The sequence below is a fragment of the Streptomyces sp. TRM68416 genome, assembly GCF_014596915.1.
In the GTDB taxonomy this organism is placed as follows: Bacteria; Actinomycetota; Actinomycetes; order Streptomycetales; family Streptomycetaceae; genus Streptomyces.
In genome coordinates, this window is sequence record NZ_JACVWU010000019.1 from 116,570 (window position 1) to 133,409 (window position 16,840).

The following is a 16,840-nucleotide window of genomic DNA, read 5'->3' on the forward strand; positions in this document are numbered from 1 at the left end:
GATGGTGAATATGCCGTTGGAGACTATATCTTCAGCTTCTCGTCGAACGAAGGGGTCAAGGGCGATGTCGGCTGGCGAGACGGGGGGCGGAGCGCAGGTCAAGTCCGCGGTGCGGACGGTCGAACTGCTCGAGTACTTCGCCGGCCGCCCCGGTATGCACTCCCTCGCGGCGGTCCAAGAGGCCGTCGGGTACCCCAAGTCCAGCCTGTACATGCTGCTGCGCACCCTCGTGGAGCTGGGCTGGGTGGAGACCGACGCGACGGGCACGCGGTACGGCATCGGCGTGCGGGCGCTGCTGGTCGGCACCTCCTACATCGACGGCGACGAAGTGGTGGCGGCGGCCCGCCCGACGCTGGACCGGCTGGCGGACGACACCACCGAGACCATCCACCTGGCCCGCCTGGACGGCACCAACGTCGTCTACCTGGCCACCCGTCAGTCCCAGCACTACCTGCGCCCCTTCACGCGCGTGGGCCGCCGCCTCCCGGCGCACTCCACCTCCCTGGGCAAGGCGCTGCTGAGCACGTACACCGACGAGCAGGTCCGCAAGATGCTCCCGGAGACCCTGCCGGCGCTCACGGAGAACACGATCACGGACCGGGAGAAGCTCATCGAGGAGTTGCACCAGGTGCGCGAGCAGGGCTTCGCCGTGGACCGCGAGGAGAACACCCTCGGGCTGCGCTGCTTCGGCGTGGCGGTCCCCTACCGCACCCCCGCGCGGGACGCGATCAGCTGCTCGGTGCCGGTGGCGCGGCTGACGCCCGCCCACGAACAGATGGTGAAGGACGCGCTGTTCGACGCCCGGGACCGGCTGACCCTGGCCACTCGTAGGCTCTGAGGCATGGAGCTCACCCTTCGCACGGTCCACGACAGTGATCTGCCGGTCTTCTTCCGGCAGATGAACGACCCCGAGGCCGTCCGCATGGCCGCCTTCACCCCCAAGGACCCGGCCGACCGGGACGCGTTCGACGCCCACTGGAAACGGGCCCTCGCCTCCGACGCCGTCCACCGCACGATCCTCGTGGACGGTGACGTGGTGGGCAGCACGGCGGTGTACGGGGAGCCCGGCGAGCGCGAGGTCACCTACTGGATCGACCGCGCGTACTGGGGACGCGGTATCGCCAAGGCCGCCCTCGCGGCGCTGGTCGCCGAGGTCCCCGAACGCCCGCTGTACGCCCGCGCCGCCGCGGACAACGCCGCGTCGCGGCGCGTGCTGGAGAAGTGCGGGTTCCGGGTGACCGCCCACGCGCGCGGGTTCGCCAACGCCCGCGGCGAGGAGATCGACGAGGTCGTGCTGGTCCTGGAGGGTTGAGCCCCCTCTCCCCCGCACGGCGGAGAGGGATCGTCGCCGTGCAGGAGGCGGGCGCCGGGGGTGCCGCGAGAGCGTGAGGGCATGACGCAGTCACTCCTCGCCGAAGCCGAACGCGGGCCGAAGTCCGGCGCCCTCCCCCTCTCCCTCCCCCGGCGGGCGCTGCGGGCCGTGGCCATCGTCTCCTGTCTGCCGTACGTCGGACTCAAGGTGGCCTGGCTGGCCGGGAGCCACATCGGCATTCCGGAGGGCAGCTCGCTGCTGGAGCACCGGACGGCCATGGCGGTCGCCAACGGGATCACGCTGCTGATGGACTCCGGCGTCATCGTGCTGGCCCTGGTGCTGACCCGCCCCTGGGGGCTGCGCGTCCCGGCCTGGCTGCTGGCGGTGCCCGTATGGGTCGCCACCGGCCTGCTCGCGCCGATCATGACCGGCTTCCCGCTCCAACTTCTCGTGCGGCTCCTCGGCGGCACGGTGAGCACCGCCGATGACACGGGAGGTGATTCGGCGGCCGCCCCGTTCCTCCACGAGTGGGTGTTCGGGGTCGTCTACGGCGGTTTCATCGTCCAGGGCCTGGCGCTCGGCACGCTCTTCGTCCTGTACGCCCGTGACCGCTGGGGCGAGCTGTGGCACGGCCGGATCTGGGACCTGCCGCGCGGCTCCGGCGCCTCCGTCCGGCGTGCCGGTGCCGTCGCCGCCGCCGTCGTCGCCCTGTTCCCGCTCGCCTGCCATCTGCTGTGGGCCTGCGGCGGCACCGCCGGCCTGAGCGCGGGCCGGGTCGCCGACCGCACCACCGACTTCCACGTGCTGCAGGCCGTGGACGTGCTCTTCCTCCTCGCCGCCGTGGCCGGCGCCTGGCTGCTCGCCTTCCGCGGCGCGCCCGTGCTGCCGGTCGGGGTGCCGCTCGCGCTGGCCTGGGTCGGTTCGGGCGCTGTCGCCTGCTGGGGCGCCTGGCTGTCGCTCGCCTCCCTGACCGGCACGGACGACGTCGGCGACCGCCTCACCCCGGCGATGCACTTCGCCTACGCTGGCCAGATGATCACCGGCATCCTGGTGGCCGCCGTGGGGGCCCACTTCCTCGCGGAGCGGTCCGCCGTCCTCCTCCGGCGCCGCACGTGAGGGAGTTCGCCCGGCTGTTGTTCGGGCGGCGGACGCGCCGGCGGTGGATCCATCTGATCCTCGGCGGCGCGCTCGCCATGCCGTATGTCTTCGTCGGGCAGCTCGTCGTCGGGCCCGCGCTCGACTCGCGGTACGTCTTCAACGACCTCCGCGCGCAGGTGCTGTCGTTCGTCGTCGGACTGCCGCTGGCCGCGCTCACCGCGTGGCTGTTCCCACTGACCCGTTCCATGGAGGCCGTCGTGGTGCGGTCGCTGTGCGGGGTCGACGAGGGCAGGCTGTCCTACGGTCCCGCCCGGAGCCGGGTGGCGAGGCGGCGTACGGCTGCCTGGTTCACGCTGCATCTCGGCTTCGGCGGGATCATCGCGGGGATGTCGCTGGCGGTGCCGCCGTTCGCCGCCGTGCTGATCGCCCTGCCGGTCGTCGCCCTGTTCGACGACGACCTGCTCGGACTCCCCGAGGCCATGGGCGACGGCCGGCTGCTGGCGCTGATGCCGGTCGCGGGCGTGGCCTGTCTGGTGGCGCTCGCCGCCTGCGCGGCCGGTGCGGGCGCGCTGCTCGCCCGCTGGGCGCCCGCGCTGCTCGGCCCGACCCCGGAGGACCGGCTCGCGGCGGCCGAGGCCCGCGCCGCCGATCTCGCCGTACGCAACCGGCTGGCGCGCGAGCTGCACGACTCCGTCGGGCACGCCCTGAGCGCGGTGGCGCTCCAGGCGAGCGCGGCCCGCCGGGTTCTGGACAGCGACCCGGAGTTCGTGCGGGAGGCGCTCGCCGCGATCGAGGACACCACGCGGCGTACGGTCGGTGAACTGGACGCCGTCCTCGGAGTGCTGCGGGAGGGCGACGCACCGGGCACCGCGCCCGCGCCCACCCTCGCCGCCGATCTCGACGGTCTGCTGCGCCGCACCAGGGCCGGCGGGCTGCGGGTGAGGGCCACCGTCGACGCCGACCCCGAGTCGCTGCCGCCGGTGGTGTCCCGCGAGGCGTACCGCATCGTGCAGGAGGGGCTGAGCAACGCGCTGAAGCACGCGGGCGGGCAGGTCACCGTGACCCTGCGGATCGCCGTCGCGGACGGGCATCTGGAGATCACCCTGGACAACCCCCTCGGCGCCGCCGCCCCCTGCCGCCCCGGCGGCGGCCACGGCCTGCGCGGCATCGCCGACCGGGCCCGGCTGCTCGGCGGCACCGCCGAGGCGGGCGCCGACGCGGCCGGCTGGCGCCTGCGTGTACGCCTCCCGCTGAGGAGCCCCGCGTGAAAAGACCCGCGCCGCCCCGGCGACGGCCGCAGCCTGCCCGGCACCGCACGGGCCGGCATCGACGCCGTCGGCCGACGCCCACACATACGCCTCCCCCTGAGCAGCCCCGCATGAAAGGACCCGTATGACCCCCCGTCCGCCCGTCCGGGTCGTCCTCGCCGACGACGAGCGCATGGTCCGCACCGCCCTGCGCGCCATCCTCTCCGCCGAGCCGGACCTGGAGGTGGTCGGCGAGGCGGCCACCGGCGCCGAGGCCGTGTCCGTCGTACGGGAGCGGCGGCCCGACGTCGTGCTGATGGACGTACGCATGCCGGAGGTCGACGGCATCCGCGCCACCGAGCAGATCCTCGCCACGCTTCCCGATCCGCCCCGCATCGTCGTCGTGACCACCTTCGAGAACGACTCCTACGTGTACGACGCCCTGCGCGCCGGGGCCGCCGGGTTCCTGCTCAAGCGGGCCGACGCGGACGCGCTCGTACAGGCGGTACGGCTGGTCGCGCGCAGCGACACCCTGCTGTTCCCGGCGGCCGTGCGCACCCTCGCCGCCGAGCACGCGCGCGCGTACCCCGCGCCCGCGCCCTGGGTGGCGAGGCTCACCGGGCGGGAGAGCGACGTGCTGCGGCTGATGGCGGCCGGGCTGACCAACGCGGAGATCGCCCGGCGGATGGAGGTCGGCCCCGCCACCGTGAAGTCGCACGTGGCGGCGGTACTGGCGAAGACCGGCACCCGGGACCGCACCCAGGCCGTGATCGCCGCGTACGAGGCGGGCTTCATGAACGCTCGATGAGAAAAGCCGCGCGGGGGAACGATCCGCCCGGCGTCGCTCGTCCTCACGGCGGGATGAACAAGACGATCAGGCGCGCCGCGGTCTTCACGCTGCTCATGGTCCTCGCTCTGCTGGTCAGGGCGACCTGGGTGCAGTTCTACGAGGGCCGGGCGCTCGCGAACGACAAGGACAACCGGCGGAACGTGATCGCGACGTACGCGGCACCGCTCGGGAACATCATCGTGGCCGGTGAGGCGGTCACCGGTTCGGCGAGGACGAAGGGAAGCGACCTCGCGTACAAGCGCACGTACACCGACGGTGAGCTGTACGCGGCGGTGACCGGCTATGCCTCGCAGGCCTACGCGCCCACCCAGCTGGAGGGCATCTACCAGGACCTGCTCAACGGCACGGACGACCGGCTGAAGACCGTGATGGACACGGTCACCGGCAAGCGGGCGGAGCCGGGCAACGTGGTCACCACGATCGACCCGGACGTGCAGAAGGCGGGGTACGAGGCGCTGGGCGACAAGAAGGGCGCGGCGGTCGCGATCGACCCGGCGACCGGGAAGATCCTTGCGGTCGTGTCGACCCCGTCGTACGACCCGTCGTCGCTGACGGACGCCAACACCGCCGGGTCGGCCTGGAAGCAGTTGACCAAGGACCCCGACAAACCGCTGACCAACCGCGCGCTGCGCCAGCCGGTGGCGCCGGGCTCGACGTTCAAGCTGGTCGTGGCGGCGGCCGCGCTGGAGGACGGGCTGTACAGGTCGGTGGACGAGAAGACCGACAGCCCCGACCCGTACACCCTGCCGGGCACGGTGACGGTCCTGGAGAACGAGAACAGGTCGGCGCCCTGCGAGAACGCCTCGATCCGGGTGGCGCTGCAGTACTCCTGCAACAACGTCTTCGCGAAGATGGCCTACGACCTGGGCCAGGACAAGGTGCGGGCGACAGCGGAGAAGTTCGGCTTCAACGACGACAAGCAGGACGTACCGGTACGGGCGTACGAGAGCGTGTACCCCTCCGGCATGGACGACGCGCAGACCGCCCTGACCGGCATCGGCCAGTTCGACGTCACCGCGACGCCGCTGCAGATGGCCATGGTGTCGGCGGCCGTCGCCCACGGCGGCGAGCTGGTGTCGCCGCACATGGTGTCGGAGATCACCGACAGCGGCGGCGACGTCCTGAAGGACTACGACGACGAGGCCGGCACGACCCGCATCATGAGCTCCGAGACCGCCGACGAACTGCGGTCGGCGATGCGGACGGTCGTCGAGGAGGGCACCGGCACGAACGCGCGGATCCCGGGCGCGACCGTGGGCGGCAAGACCGGTACGGCCCAGCGCGGCGAGAACAACAGCCAGACGCCGTACGCCTGGTTCACCTCGTACGCCGAGGCCGACGGCAAGGAGGTCGCCGTGGCGGTCATGGTGGAGCAGTCGGACGCGGCCCGGTCGGAGGTCAGCGGCAACGGGCTGGCCGCGCCGGTGGCCAAGGCGATGATGGAGGCGGCGCTCAAGGGGTAGTGCGGGGCCCCGGCGGCTACTTCACGCCCAGCATCTGCTCGATGGGATCGATCGCGAAGTACACCAGGAACAGCGTCGACGTGATCCACATCAGCCAGTGGACCTCCTTCGTCTTCCCCAGCACCGCCTTGATCAGGACGTAGGAGACGAAGCCGGCCCCGATGCCGTTGGTGATCGAGTAGGTGAACGGCATGACGGCCATGGTGAGGAAGGCCGGGACGGCGGTCTCGTACTTGTCCCAGTCGATGTACTTGACCTGGGTCATCATCAGGAAGCCGACCGCGACGAGGGCGGGGGCGGCGGCCTGGAGCGGGACGATGGTCAGGACCGGGGTGAGGAACAGGGCGAGGGCGAAGAGGCCGCCGGTGACCAGGTTGGCGAAGCCCGTGCGGGCGCCCTCGCCGACCCCGGCCGCCGACTCGATGTAGGAGGTCGCGGAGGACGCGGACGCCGCGCCGCCCGCAACCGCCGCCGCGCCGTCGATGAACAGCACGCGGCCCAGGTTCCCGACCTTGCCCTGCTCGTCCAGCAGGTTCGCCTCCGCGCTGATGCCGACGACGGTGCCCATGGTGTCGAAGAAGTCGGACAGGATCAGCGTGAAGACGAGCAGGACGACGGTGATGACGGTGGCCTCGCCGAACGCCCCGAACAGGCTGAAGTCGCCGAGGAGCCCGAAGTCGGGGGTGTCGACCAGCTGGTTGGGCCACGTGGGCGTGGTCAGGCCCCAGGTCTCGACGTCGGCGATCGCGTTGACGACGAGGGCGACGGCCGTCGTGGCGACGATGCTGATCAGGATGGCGCCCTTGACCTTGCGGGCGAGCAGCCCGACCGTGAGCAGCAGGCCGAGGCAGAAGACGAACATCGGCCAGCCGGAGAGGGTGCCGGTACCGCCGAGCTGCACCGGGACGGTGGTGTTCGCCGCGTCGGGGATGCGGGTGACGAAGCCTGCGTCGACGAAGCCGATGAAGGCGATGAACAGGCCGATGCCGACGCTGATCGCCTGCTTGAGCGCCTGCGGGATGGCGTGCATGACGGCCTCGCGCAGCCCGGTGGCCGACAGTACGCAGATCAGCAGGCCTTCGAGGACGATCAGGCCCATCGCGTCGTCCCAGCTCATCAGCGGGGCGATCTGGTAGGCGACGACGGCGTTGAGGCCGAGGCCGGCGGCGAGGGCGAGCGGCAGGTTGCCGCCGACGCCCATGACGATCGTCATCACGGCGGCCACCAGGGCGGTGGCGGTGGCGAGTTGGACCGGGTTGAGCTGGTGGCCGAACTTGTCCGTCGCGCTGCCGAGAATGATGGGATTCAGGACAAGGATGTAGGCCATCGTGAAGAACGTGGCGAAGCCGCCGCGTATCTCACGACCGAAGGTGGACCCCCGTTCGGAGATCTTGAAGAAGCGGTCGACGCTGCTTACGGCCGGGGGCGCGTCCTCCGGCCGGTCGACGGTCTTCTGCAGTTCGGGCATGCGGGTCGCTCCTCGGTGCCTGACTGATCGGTGTGCGGATGCTGGCTGGATTGTTCCTGCGTCGAACCCGTTTCAGGTTTTCCCCGTGTTACGGATCGGGCCTGCTCACCGTGCGGCCCGCCACACGGTGTTCGAAGCCCCGTACGAACCACGTGTTCGATCACTGCTACGCTTCCGGACCTCGACCGGAAGATCGCTGGAAGATCGCCGGACCACCACACGTCATTCACATGCCACTCATCGGCAGGAGAGGTCGCCCGTGGGCACAGTCGTCGACGACGCCGCCTCCGTGGAGTTCCATGCCTTCTTCGAGCGCCACTACGCCGAACTGTCCCGGCTGGCCCATCTGCTGACGGGCGACCCGGACGCCGCCGACGATCTGGCGGCGGACGCGCTGCTGGCGCTGTGGCACCGGTGGGACCGGGTCCGCGCGGCCGACCATCCGGCCGCCTACGCGCGCGGTGTGGTCGCCAACCTGGCCCGTACCCGGATCCGCAGCGCCGTCCGTGAGCGGCGGCGCATCGCGCTGTTCTGGTCGCAGCGCGAGGAGAAGACGGAGAACCCGGACGTGGCGGGCGTCGTCGACGTCCAAGAGGCGTTGCGTAGACTCCCGTTCCGCAAACGCGCCTGCGTGGTGCTGCGGCACGCCTTCGACCTCTCGGAGAAGGACACCGCACTGGCCCTCGGCGTCTCGGTCGGTACGGTGAAGAGCCAGACGTCCAAGGGAATGGCGGAGCTCCAGCGGCTGCTCGGCACACAGGAGTCACCGCTGAGGATGCAGACGGCCATGGCGCGCAATGCCGCAGGAAGGGACCGATGAGGATGCAGCGGGACGTGCACGACGAGCTGCGCGCCCGGCTGCACCAGGCGGCCGGGGAGCACGAGCCGAACCGCGAGCACATCCTCGCCCGGGTCGAGCGCGGCATGGCGGAACAGACCCGTCCCGACCACCGGGCCACCCGTCCGCCGGTCTTCGGCTGGGTGCGGGTGGTCAGCGCGACGGCCGCGGTCGCGGGCGTGCTCGCGGTCGGCGGCTACGCGGTGGCGTCGGCCGTGAAGGAGGACACCCCGCAGCGGTCGGTGACGACCTCGCCGACACCCACGCCGTCGCCGGACACGACCAGCCGTGCGCCTGCCCCGCCGGCCCCGCCCGCGGACCCGACTCCGGAGCGCTCCGGGGAGGGCGGCCGGAAGCCGAGTGCGACGCCCACGCAGACTCAGCCGTCGGCGACGGCCCAGCCGCCCGCGGCGGACGCGCAGGACGGCCCGCTGTGGTCGGAGGGCACGGTGGACCCGCACAGCAACGAGTTCTGGGCGCAGAGCAACGTGACGCTGAGGACGGACGAGGAACTGACCGGGCTCACGGTCGTGCTGAAGGTGGCGCAGACCGGCGGGGTGAGTTCGTCCGGTGCCTGGCGGTCGCTGCCGGAGGACGACTTCACGCTCACCGTCGAGGAGCGTGACGGCTTCCTCGTGTACACCTGGAAGCTCAAGGAGGGCCGTACGGCCCGCAAGGGCGAGTGGGTGTTCGCGGGCCAGTACAACCATGAGCGCGGGGGCCGGGACGCCAAGGACGACCGCTATACGGCGACGGCCCGGGCGGGCGGCAAGCAGTGGTCCGTGGCCGGCGGCTTCGCCCCGCAGGAGGGCGACGGCCCGAACGCCGAGGGCGGCTCGTAGGGCCCGCGGAAGGCAGCCGCGAAGGAAGGCGCGAAAAAGTTCCGAGGGCGCGGCAACCCTTTCCGCACCCGTGGCGACCAGGAAGCGCAAGGCACCTCTCCCCACGCAAGGAATGGGCATGACCGCACGAGCCGAACAGCGCGTCCGCCGCCGGGTCACCGGGCTCACCGGGCGGCGGGCGGTGGTCGCCGGTGCCCCGGCCTTCGAAATCGGCTCGGTGTGGCCGCGGACGGAACGTCATGCCGCTTCGGCGCGTCTGACATCACGTACCAGTAGTAACCCCAAAGACCTGCTGACCTGAGCCCCCCTCGGTCAGCAGATGAAGCGCCCCCGCCGGTGACGACCGGCGGGGGCGCGCTTCTCGGGTCCGGTGCCCGGCCCGGGGGCGGGGTTGGCGCCCCCGGCGAAAGCGACCGAAACTTTCGCTCACTTCCATCCCACCGCTACCGATTGACGTGCTGTTTCCGGCTGGTAACACTCCGAGGGCGCCCCACCTTCAACAGAAACCCCCACACCCACACAGGGACTGACATGCGCCCACGCCTCCTGCTCGTCGCCTGTCTCTCGCTCCTCCTCGCCCTCCTCACCGCCCCGCCCGGTTCCGCCCACTCCGGAGCACCACCCGTGAAGCAGCCCAAGTACGCCGGCTATCTCTTCGCCTACTTCACCGGCGAGGGCACCGCCGACGGCGAGCAGATCCGCTACGCCCTCAGCCGGGGCAACGACGCCCTGCACTGGCGCGAGCTGAACGCCGGCAAACCGGTCCTGACCTCCACGATCGGGGAGAAGGGGCTGCGCGACCCGTTCGTGATCCGCTCCCCCGAGGGCGACAAGTTCTACATGATCGCCACCGATCTGCGCATGTACCGCAACTCCAGCGGCAGTTGGGACCACGTCCAGCGGCACGGCAGCAAGTCGATCATGGTCTGGGAGTCCACCGACCTGGTGAACTGGACCGACCAGCGCCTGGTGAAGGTCTCCCCCGACAACGCGGGCAACACCTGGGCGCCGGAGGCCTACTGGGACGCCTCGCTCGGCGAGTACGTCGTCTTCTGGGCGTCGAAGCTGTACGCCGACGACGACCCCGGCCACACCGGCTCGACGTACAACAAGATGCTGTACGCGACCACGAAGGACTTCCGCACCTTCAGCGAGCCCAAGGTGTGGAACGACCCCGGCTACTCGGTCATCGACTCCACGGTCGTCGAGCACGCGGGCACCTACTACCGCTACACCAAGGACGAGCGGGACCCCTCCTCCGGCAGCCCCTGCTCGAAGTTCGTCACCGGTGAGAAGTCGTCCTCGCTGACCGACACCTCGTACGAGTTCGTCTCCGACTGCATCGGCAGCGGGGCGATGGACCGCGGCGAGGGACCGACGGTGTTCAAGTCCAACACCGAGGACAAGTGGTACCTGTTCATCGACGAGTACGGCGGCCGCGGCTACCTCCCCTTCGAGACCACCGACCTCGACTCCGGCCGGTGGACCCCGTCGACGGACTACCAACTGCCCGCGAGCCCGCGGCACGGCACGGTCATCCCGGTGACGCAGAAGGAGTACGACCGGCTGCTGGCCGCCTACCCCGAGAGCCCGACCTCACTGGTGGACGCGACGGCGCGCGGGCAGAAGGGGTACGCGATCGTCACCGAGTCGGCGAACAAGGTCGTCCTCCCGATGGAGCCGAACGCCGATCTGCGGCGTCTCGCCCCGCAGTTGTGGGTGGGCGAGGGCGCCACGGTCAGCCCGAGGTCCGGCACCCGGCGCGACTTCCGCACCCCGCGGACGTACACCGTCACGGCGGCGGACGGCACGAGCCGCACCTGGACGGTCGAGGCGGTGCCGACCCGCAGTCCCGTCCTGCCCGGCCTGAACGCCGACCCGGACGTGCACTACCTGAACGGCGAGTACTGGATCTACCCGACCACCGACGGCTTCCGCGGCTGGAGCGGGACGCGGTTCAAGGCGTACTCGTCGAAGGACCTGGTCCACTGGAAGGACCACGGAGTCATCCTCGACCTCGGCCCCGACGTGAGCTGGGGTGACACCTACGCCTGGGCACCGGCGATCGCCGAGCGCGACGGCAAGTACTACTTCTACTTCTGCGCCGAGCAGCAGATCGGCGTGGCGGTGGCCGACTCCCCCGCCGGCCCCTTCAAGGACGCCCTGGGCAAGCCCCTGGTGGCCAAGGGCGGCGCCTGGGGCGGCCAGATGATCGACCCGGCGGTCTTCACGGACGACGACGGACAGGCGTACCTGTACTGGGGCAACGGCCGCGGCTATGTCGTACCGCTCAACGACGACATGGTGTCGTTCGACCCGGCCGCGGTGAAGGACATCACCCCCGAGAACTTCCGTGAGGGCGCCTTCGTGATCAAGCGGAACGGCACGTACTACTTCATGTGGTCCGAGGACGACACCCGCAGCGAGAACTACCACGTCGCCTACGCCACCGGCCCGTCCCCGCTCGGCCCGTGGACCAAGCACGGCACGATCCTCGCCAAGCGGCCCGAGTACGGCATCAAGGGCACCGGCCACCACTCGGTGGTCAACACCCCCGGCACCGACGACTGGTACATCGTCTACCACCGCTTCGCCCTGAACGGCCCCGGCCGGCCGGGCGGCGACGGCATGCACCGGGAGACCACGATCGACCGCCTGCGCTTCGCCGCGGACGGCACGATCGTCCCGGTGGTGCCGACCCTGGAGTCGGTCCGGCCGGTCAAGCGCTGAGCGCTCCGCTGAAAGTGCCGCGACGGGTCGTCGTTCGCCCGGGGACTCGTCGTGGCCGGTCGCGCAGTTCCTCGCGCCCCTTTTGGGGCGCGAGGAACTGCAGTCGAATGCGCCAGGTCCGCTTGGCTCAGTCGATCGTCGCGCTCAGCGGGCGTCCCGCCACGGCTCCCACTCGCCGAGCAGGGCGGCTCGGGTCTGTGACTCGGCCTGTTCGTCGGTGAGTTGGGGGCGGTTGGCGGGGACGGTGGTCCGGGCGCCGGGGCCGGTGTTGCGGTACTCGGCGAACCGCTGCTCCTGCCAGGGGTGGCCGCTGGACATGGTGGCGTAGGGCGCGACCGCGTCGATGCCGGGGCCCAGCCAGGTCTCCCGGACCGTGAGCCTGGGGCGGGCGGTGGGGTCGGAGCTGGGCACCCAGGGGCGGGCCAGCTTGTAGAAGGCGTCCGGGGCCTCGCTGGTCACCCGGCTGCGGGTGACCAGGTAGCCGTTGGGGTTGGCGCCCGCCGTCGAGGGCGCGAAGACGAAGCCGTAGGGGGCGCCCGCCAGGTCGGTGCGGGTCAGGGTGCGGAAGTGGCAGTGCTCGAAGACGGCCGTGGCCCGGCCGAAGACGAAGTCGACGTCGCCCTCGGCGTAGCAGTGGGAGAAGTACTGCCGGGCGAAGCGGGTCAGCGCGTTCGTGTCGGCGTACAGCGTGTCCTGGTGGCCGAGGAAGCGGCAGTGGTGGAAGGCCGAGCGGTCGCCCGTCACCTTGATCGCGACGGCCTGGGTGCCGGTGATCTCCGGATGGTCGGCGCGCAGCCAGTCGTTGGCGAAGGTGATCCGGCGGGCGGTGAAGCCGTCGGCGCGCACGGTGGTGGTGGCCGAGCCCGTGGTGCCGTACGTGCCCGAGCCGTCGGGCTTGGGGGTGCCGGCGGCGTTGTCGTACACGATGACGACGTCGCGCGGGTCGTCGCCGGCACCGAGCCAGGTCATCCCGGTGCGGGCGGCGGTGACCGAGACCGTCTCTCGGTAGGTGCCCGGCGCGAGGACCAGCGTCCAGCCGCTTCCGGTGGCGGCGTCCACCGCGGCCTGGACGGTGGTGTGGTCGCCGCGGCCGTGCGGGTCGACGTACAGGGTGGTGGGCGTGAGGCGGGCGGCGGGCGAGCCGTGGCGGCCGAAGGGGCGGCGGGTGCCGGCCCGCCCGGGGGCGGGGGCGAGGCCGATCACGGCGGCGGCACCGGCGCCCGCCGTCAGGAATCCCCTTCTGGACAGGGGCGGTTCGTGGTGGGGCCAGGGCATGCGGGTGCTCCTTGGAGGTGCGGTGGCCTACGGGGGTGTTCCTCGCCGTGGGAGGCGGGGTGGGCGGGGGGCCGGGGCGGTCGCGCGCCCCGGCCCCCGCCGGGTCAGCAGCCGCCGGCGCCGGCCCGGCGGTCGACGATGCCCGGAACTGCTTGCGGCCGGTCGACCTTGGTGCGCAGGGTCGGGGTCCAGCCCGCGCCGGACTGAAGGGTCTCCTCGGGGATCTCCGCGTTGTGCACGGCGATCAGGTCCGTCAGCTTGCCGTTGACGTAGTTGTGCTCGGCGGTCAGCGGCGCCTCCTTCCACTTCTTCAGCACCTTGCCGACGCTGACGCCGGGGGCCAGCGTGAGGGCGTTGTGCGTGGCGTGGAGACGGGACTCGATGCCGATGCCGAAGACGTAGCCGAACTTCTGCTCCTTGGTCACCACGAAGTGGTTGTTGTAGGAGTCGACCTGCCCGAACCGCACGCGGGGCGCCCGCTCCACGATGCCCTCGAAGCGGTTGTGGTGGAGCGTGACCTTGAGCTTGCCCGCGTCGGTGGCGGCCGCGCTGTCGCTGTTGCCGATCAGCATGGTCTTGTCGTGGTCCGCGAAGGAGTTCCACGACACGGTGACGTGGTTCGCCCCGCGCACGATGTCGAGCAGGCCGTCGTGCTGCTGGTAGGTCTTGCCGAAGTAGGACGGCAGGGAACTGTCGGGGTGGCGGCCGTCGGTGAGCGTGTTGTGGTCGATCCACGCATGGGTGGAGCCGTAGACCACCACACCGTCGTACTCGGAGTTCCAGGCGCCGGTGTTGTCGTCGTCGGTCGGGTCCCACTGCGGGAAGCAGTCGAGCGGGGCCTCGATGGTCAGGTTGCGCAGGATGACGTTGTCCACGCCCTTGATCTGGAGGCTGCCGCCGAGGATCCCGGAGTCCTTGCCGACTCCGACGATGGTGGTGTTGGCGGGGACGGCCGCCTTGATGGCCTTGTCCTGGTTGTCCGCGGAGGCGGCCCGCAGGTCCTCCTGCTCACCGCTGACGGGGGTGTCGTTGCCCCAGACGGCCGGGGCGTAGTCGGCGAGGTACTGCCGGAAGTCGTACCCCTCGGCCTCGAAGGCCTCGCAGCCCTGGGACACGGCGTCGATCATGCCCTTGACCCTGATGATCCTCGGGGCGTCACCGCCGTCCTTCAGGGCGGCCCTGAACTCCTCCCACGTGGTCACGGTGTAGACGTGCTCGGCGTCGGCGGCCGAACCGCCGGTGGTACCGGCACCCTCCGAGGCCCAGCCGTCCCCGGCGGCCAGGACCTCCCGGCCCAGGTCACGGGAGCCGGCCTGGGCGACGCCGGTGCCGGTGACACCGAGGACGAGCGCGGTGCAGCCGATCAGCGCGGCCGCCCTGGTGGTGGCATGCCCATGCCATTTCAGTGCGTTCATGGTGCGGCTCTCTTCTCTCGGTAGGGGTTCAGGCCTCGGGCCAGGTGATCCAGGACTCCGGGATCTCCTCGTCGATCCTGCGCACGTCCTGCGGGCGCAGCACCCGCGTGCGCAGCAGTTCCCGGGCCACGAGCCGCGCGACGGCGATCGCGCCGGGCGGGTTGAAGTGCGTGTTGTCCTGCTCGGTGGCGGTCCAGTTGAAGTACTTCTTCGTCTCCTCCGCGCCCAGCTCCTGCCACAGGGCCAGCGACAGCGCCTGGATGTCGAGCAGCGCCACGCCCTCCTCCTCGGCGAGCGCACGCATGGCCGCCGGGTAGTCGCCGTGGGTGGGCTGCGCGGTGCCGCCCGCGTCGAACTTCCGCCGCTCGACCGAGGTGGCGAGCACGGGCCGGGCGCCGCGGGACCGGGCGCCGTCGACATACAGGCGCAGGTGGTCCTGGTACGTCGTCCAGGGCTCGGTGTACCGCGTGGGGTCCGCGGTCTTCTCGTCGTTGTGCCCGAACTGGATCAGCAGGAGGTCACCGGGCCGAAGGGCGCCGAGGACGACATCAAGTCGGCCCTCGTCGACAAAACTCTTCGAACTCCGCCCGTTGACCGCGTGGTTGGAGACGCGCAGGCCCTTGTGCAGCAGGAACGGGAGCGCCATGCCCCACCCGGTCTCGGGCGCGGCGTCGGCGTACTTCTGGGCGGCGGTGGAATCACCGGCGAGGTAGAGGGTCCGGGTCCGACGCGAGGATGCCTGCGCGGTCCCGCCGACCGCGACTCCGAGGGGAACGGCCGCGAAGGCGGCAGCGGCGACTTGCCTACGGGAAAGCGACACGGGGTTCCTTTCAGGAAGGGTGACTCGACCTACCAGGGGCACGGGGAACCGCGCGACCGGCCACGACGGCCCGCAGCTCCCCCACGACAGAAACCACCGAGCTCTCAGCCCTTCTGCTCGTTCCACTCGGCCTGGGCCTCGTTCAGCTGCTCCGCCAACGTGTCGAGGAAGTCCTTCGCGCTCATCTTCCCGAGCAGCACCTTCTGGAAGTTCGGCTCGTTGTCCGCCTTCGAGATCGTGTTCCAGTCGGGCAGGTAGTAAGGAAGCTGGACGACAGTCGTGGAACCGTCGTTCAACGCGGCCGCGGCCAGCTTCGTCGGCTCCGCCTCACCGATCCACGCGTCCTTCGCCGCCTCCGTGTGGGACGGAATCGCGCCCGCGGACTCGTTCCACTTGGAGTTCGACTCGTGCGAGGCGGCGAACTCGATGAACTTCCAGGCCGCTTCCTTGTTCTTGGAGCTCTTGAACAGGCCCAGGCCGTCGACCGGGTTGGACACCTGCACCCGCTTGCCGCCCGGACCGACCGGCTGCGGAATGCCCCGGAACTTCTCTGCGCCGAACGCCTTCACGTGGTCCTGGTAGGAGCCCAGGTTGTGGTTCAGCATGCCGATGGTGCCCGAGTCCCACTGGGCGACCATCTTGGTGAAGTCGTTGTTCAGGTCGGCGGCCGGGGTGACCTTCTTGTAGAGGGCGGCGTACTTCTCCAGCGCCTCCACGTTCTTCGGGTCGTTGACCGTGGTCTTCTCGCCGCTCGCGTCCCAGAAGGAGGTGATGCCGGACTGTCCGTACATCGCGTCCAGGGCCTGCGCGATCGAGCCCGCGCCGCCGCGGATGGTGTAGCCGAACTCGTTCTTCTTGGCGTCGGTCAGCTTCTCGGCGGCCTGGTAGAAGGCCTCCCACGTGCTCGGTTCCTCGAGACCGGCCTTGTCGAACAGGTCGGTGCGGTAGTAGAGGACGCCGTTGTTGGCGGAGGTGGGGATCGAGTACATGTGGTCGGAGCCGCCGGCCACCTTCACCGACTCGACCATGTCCTCGTTGAGCTTGCCGTCCAGGGAGGACCCGGCGAGCCGCTCCTCCACGGGCTCCAGCGCGTCCTGCGCGGCGATCCCGGCGAGCATCGCCGCGCCGACCCCGCCGACGTCCGGCAGCCCGCCGCCCTGGATGGCGGTGTCGTACTTGGACTGCACCTCCGTGGAGGGGATGCCGACGTAGTCGACCTCGATGTCCGGGTTCGCCTTCTCGAAGTCGGCGATGATCTCCTTCCAGATGTCCGTGCGGACACCGCCGTTGTTGTCCCAGAAGACGATCTTTCCCGTGCCGGAGCCCTCGGCTCCGTTGCCCCCGCCACCGCCGCTGCCGTCGTCACCGCAGGCGGTGGCGGTCAGGGCGAGTACGGAGCCCAGGGCGACGGCTGTGGCAGCGCGCCTGCTTCTACGGATGCTGATCTTCATCGGTCGGCTCTCTTCTTCTGGATCAGTTCTT

15 protein-coding genes are annotated in these 16,840 nt (G+C 70.8%); 10 read left to right on the plus strand and 5 right to left on the minus strand.

What is annotated here, in order from left to right:
• Positions 1-64 precede the first annotated feature (64 nt).
• The 6 genes from ICC28_RS27910 (at position 65) to ICC28_RS27935 (ending at position 5,970) form a co-directional block, all read left to right on the plus strand.
• Positions 65-838 (plus strand): IclR family transcriptional regulator, encoded by a 774-nt coding sequence (locus ICC28_RS27910; RefSeq protein ID WP_188291495.1) that lies wholly within the window; start codon positions 65-67, stop codon positions 836-838.
• Positions 839-841: 3 nt separating this feature from the next.
• The gene (locus ICC28_RS27915) at positions 842-1,312 is read left to right on the plus strand and encodes a GNAT family N-acetyltransferase (protein WP_188291496.1); all 471 of its coding nucleotides are present in this window, start codon (positions 842-844) and stop codon (positions 1,310-1,312) included.
• 81 nt (positions 1,313-1,393) lie between these two features.
• Positions 1,394-2,428, plus strand: coding sequence for a hypothetical protein (locus ICC28_RS27920; protein WP_188291497.1), 1,035 nt, complete (start codon positions 1,394-1,396; stop codon positions 2,426-2,428).
• Positions 2,425-3,678, plus strand: coding sequence for a sensor histidine kinase (locus ICC28_RS27925; protein ID WP_188291498.1), 1,254 nt, complete (start codon positions 2,425-2,427; stop codon positions 3,676-3,678). The genes ICC28_RS27920 and ICC28_RS27925 overlap by 4 nt, the downstream gene beginning before the upstream one ends.
• A 124-nt stretch (positions 3,679-3,802) precedes the next feature.
• Positions 3,803-4,465, plus strand: coding sequence for a response regulator transcription factor (locus tag ICC28_RS27930; protein ID WP_188291499.1), 663 nt, complete (start codon positions 3,803-3,805; stop codon positions 4,463-4,465).
• Between the two features lie 53 nt (positions 4,466-4,518).
• Entirely contained in the window at positions 4,519-5,970 is a 1,452-nt protein-coding gene (locus ICC28_RS27935; protein ID WP_188291500.1) for a peptidoglycan D,D-transpeptidase FtsI family protein, read from the plus strand.
• Positions 5,971-5,986: 16 nt separating this feature from the next.
• On the opposite strand, the gene ICC28_RS27940 is transcribed toward ICC28_RS27935, so the two are convergent.
• A complete protein-coding gene (locus tag ICC28_RS27940; protein ID WP_188291501.1) occupies positions 5,987-7,438 on the minus strand; it encodes an NCS2 family permease in 1,452 nt (483 codons plus the stop codon).
• A gap of 259 nt (positions 7,439-7,697) precedes the next feature.
• Between ICC28_RS27940 and ICC28_RS27945 the strand changes: the two genes are divergently transcribed.
• The 4 genes from ICC28_RS27945 to ICC28_RS27960 all read left to right on the plus strand — a co-directional run bounded on the left by ICC28_RS27945 (position 7,698) and on the right by ICC28_RS27960 (position 11,848).
• A complete protein-coding gene (locus ICC28_RS27945) occupies positions 7,698-8,258 on the plus strand; it encodes a SigE family RNA polymerase sigma factor (RefSeq protein WP_188291502.1) in 561 nt (186 codons plus the stop codon).
• On the plus strand, positions 8,255-9,118 hold the full coding sequence (locus tag ICC28_RS27950) for a hypothetical protein (RefSeq protein ID WP_188291503.1): 864 nt from the start codon (positions 8,255-8,257) through the stop codon (positions 9,116-9,118). Before ICC28_RS27945 ends, ICC28_RS27950 begins: the two co-directional genes overlap by 4 nt.
• A 118-nt stretch (positions 9,119-9,236) precedes the next feature.
• A complete protein-coding gene (locus tag ICC28_RS27955; protein ID WP_188291504.1) occupies positions 9,237-9,419 on the plus strand; it encodes a hypothetical protein in 183 nt (60 codons plus the stop codon).
• A gap of 230 nt (positions 9,420-9,649) precedes the next feature.
• Complete coding sequence (locus ICC28_RS27960) at positions 9,650-11,848, plus strand: family 43 glycosylhydrolase (protein ID WP_188291505.1); 2,199 nt, start codon at positions 9,650-9,652, stop codon at positions 11,846-11,848.
• 144 nt (positions 11,849-11,992) lie between these two features.
• On the opposite strand, the gene ICC28_RS27965 is transcribed toward ICC28_RS27960, so the two are convergent.
• The 4 genes from ICC28_RS27965 to ICC28_RS27980 form a co-directional block, all read right to left on the minus strand.
• Positions 11,993-13,123, minus strand: coding sequence for a pectinesterase family protein (locus tag ICC28_RS27965; protein WP_188291506.1), 1,131 nt, complete (start codon positions 13,121-13,123; stop codon positions 11,993-11,995).
• A gap of 104 nt (positions 13,124-13,227) precedes the next feature.
• Entirely contained in the window at positions 13,228-14,538 is a 1,311-nt protein-coding gene (locus tag ICC28_RS27970) for a polysaccharide lyase family 1 protein (protein WP_188291507.1), read from the minus strand.
• Positions 14,539-14,566: 28 nt separating this feature from the next.
• A complete protein-coding gene (locus ICC28_RS27975; protein ID WP_188291508.1) occupies positions 14,567-15,358 on the minus strand; it encodes a rhamnogalacturonan acetylesterase in 792 nt (263 codons plus the stop codon).
• Between the two features lie 104 nt (positions 15,359-15,462).
• The gene (locus tag ICC28_RS27980; RefSeq protein ID WP_188291509.1) at positions 15,463-16,809 is read right to left on the minus strand and encodes an ABC transporter substrate-binding protein; all 1,347 of its coding nucleotides are present in this window, start codon (positions 16,807-16,809) and stop codon (positions 15,463-15,465) included.
• Between the last annotated feature and the right edge of the window lie 31 nt (positions 16,810-16,840).

What these genes read in the sequence shown, in the direction of transcription:
- ICC28_RS27910 (WP_188291495.1), top strand. Translation starts at nt 65, where the DNA reads ATGTCGGCTGGCGAGACGGGGGGCGGAGCGCAGGTCAAGTCCGCGGTG.
- ICC28_RS27915 (WP_188291496.1), top strand. Translation starts at nt 842, where the DNA reads ATGGAGCTCACCCTTCGCACGGTCCACGACAGTGATCTGCCGGTCTTC.
- ICC28_RS27920 (WP_188291497.1), top strand. Translation starts at nt 1,394, where the DNA reads ATGACGCAGTCACTCCTCGCCGAAGCCGAACGCGGGCCGAAGTCCGGC.
- ICC28_RS27930 (WP_188291499.1), top strand. Translation starts at nt 3,803, where the DNA reads ATGACCCCCCGTCCGCCCGTCCGGGTCGTCCTCGCCGACGACGAGCGC.
- ICC28_RS27935 (WP_188291500.1), top strand. Translation starts at nt 4,519, where the DNA reads ATGAACAAGACGATCAGGCGCGCCGCGGTCTTCACGCTGCTCATGGTC.
- ICC28_RS27940 (WP_188291501.1), bottom strand. Translation starts at nt 7,438, where the DNA reads ATGCCCGAACTGCAGAAGACCGTCGACCGGCCGGAGGACGCGCCCCCG.
- ICC28_RS27950 (WP_188291503.1), top strand. Translation starts at nt 8,255, where the DNA reads ATGAGGATGCAGCGGGACGTGCACGACGAGCTGCGCGCCCGGCTGCAC.
- ICC28_RS27955 (WP_188291504.1), top strand. Translation starts at nt 9,237, where the DNA reads ATGACCGCACGAGCCGAACAGCGCGTCCGCCGCCGGGTCACCGGGCTC.
- ICC28_RS27960 (WP_188291505.1), top strand. Translation starts at nt 9,650, where the DNA reads ATGCGCCCACGCCTCCTGCTCGTCGCCTGTCTCTCGCTCCTCCTCGCC.
- ICC28_RS27965 (WP_188291506.1), bottom strand. Translation starts at nt 13,123, where the DNA reads ATGCCCTGGCCCCACCACGAACCGCCCCTGTCCAGAAGGGGATTCCTG.
- ICC28_RS27970 (WP_188291507.1), bottom strand. Translation starts at nt 14,538, where the DNA reads ATGAACGCACTGAAATGGCATGGGCATGCCACCACCAGGGCGGCCGCG.
- ICC28_RS27980 (WP_188291509.1), bottom strand. Translation starts at nt 16,809, where the DNA reads ATGAAGATCAGCATCCGTAGAAGCAGGCGCGCTGCCACAGCCGTCGCC.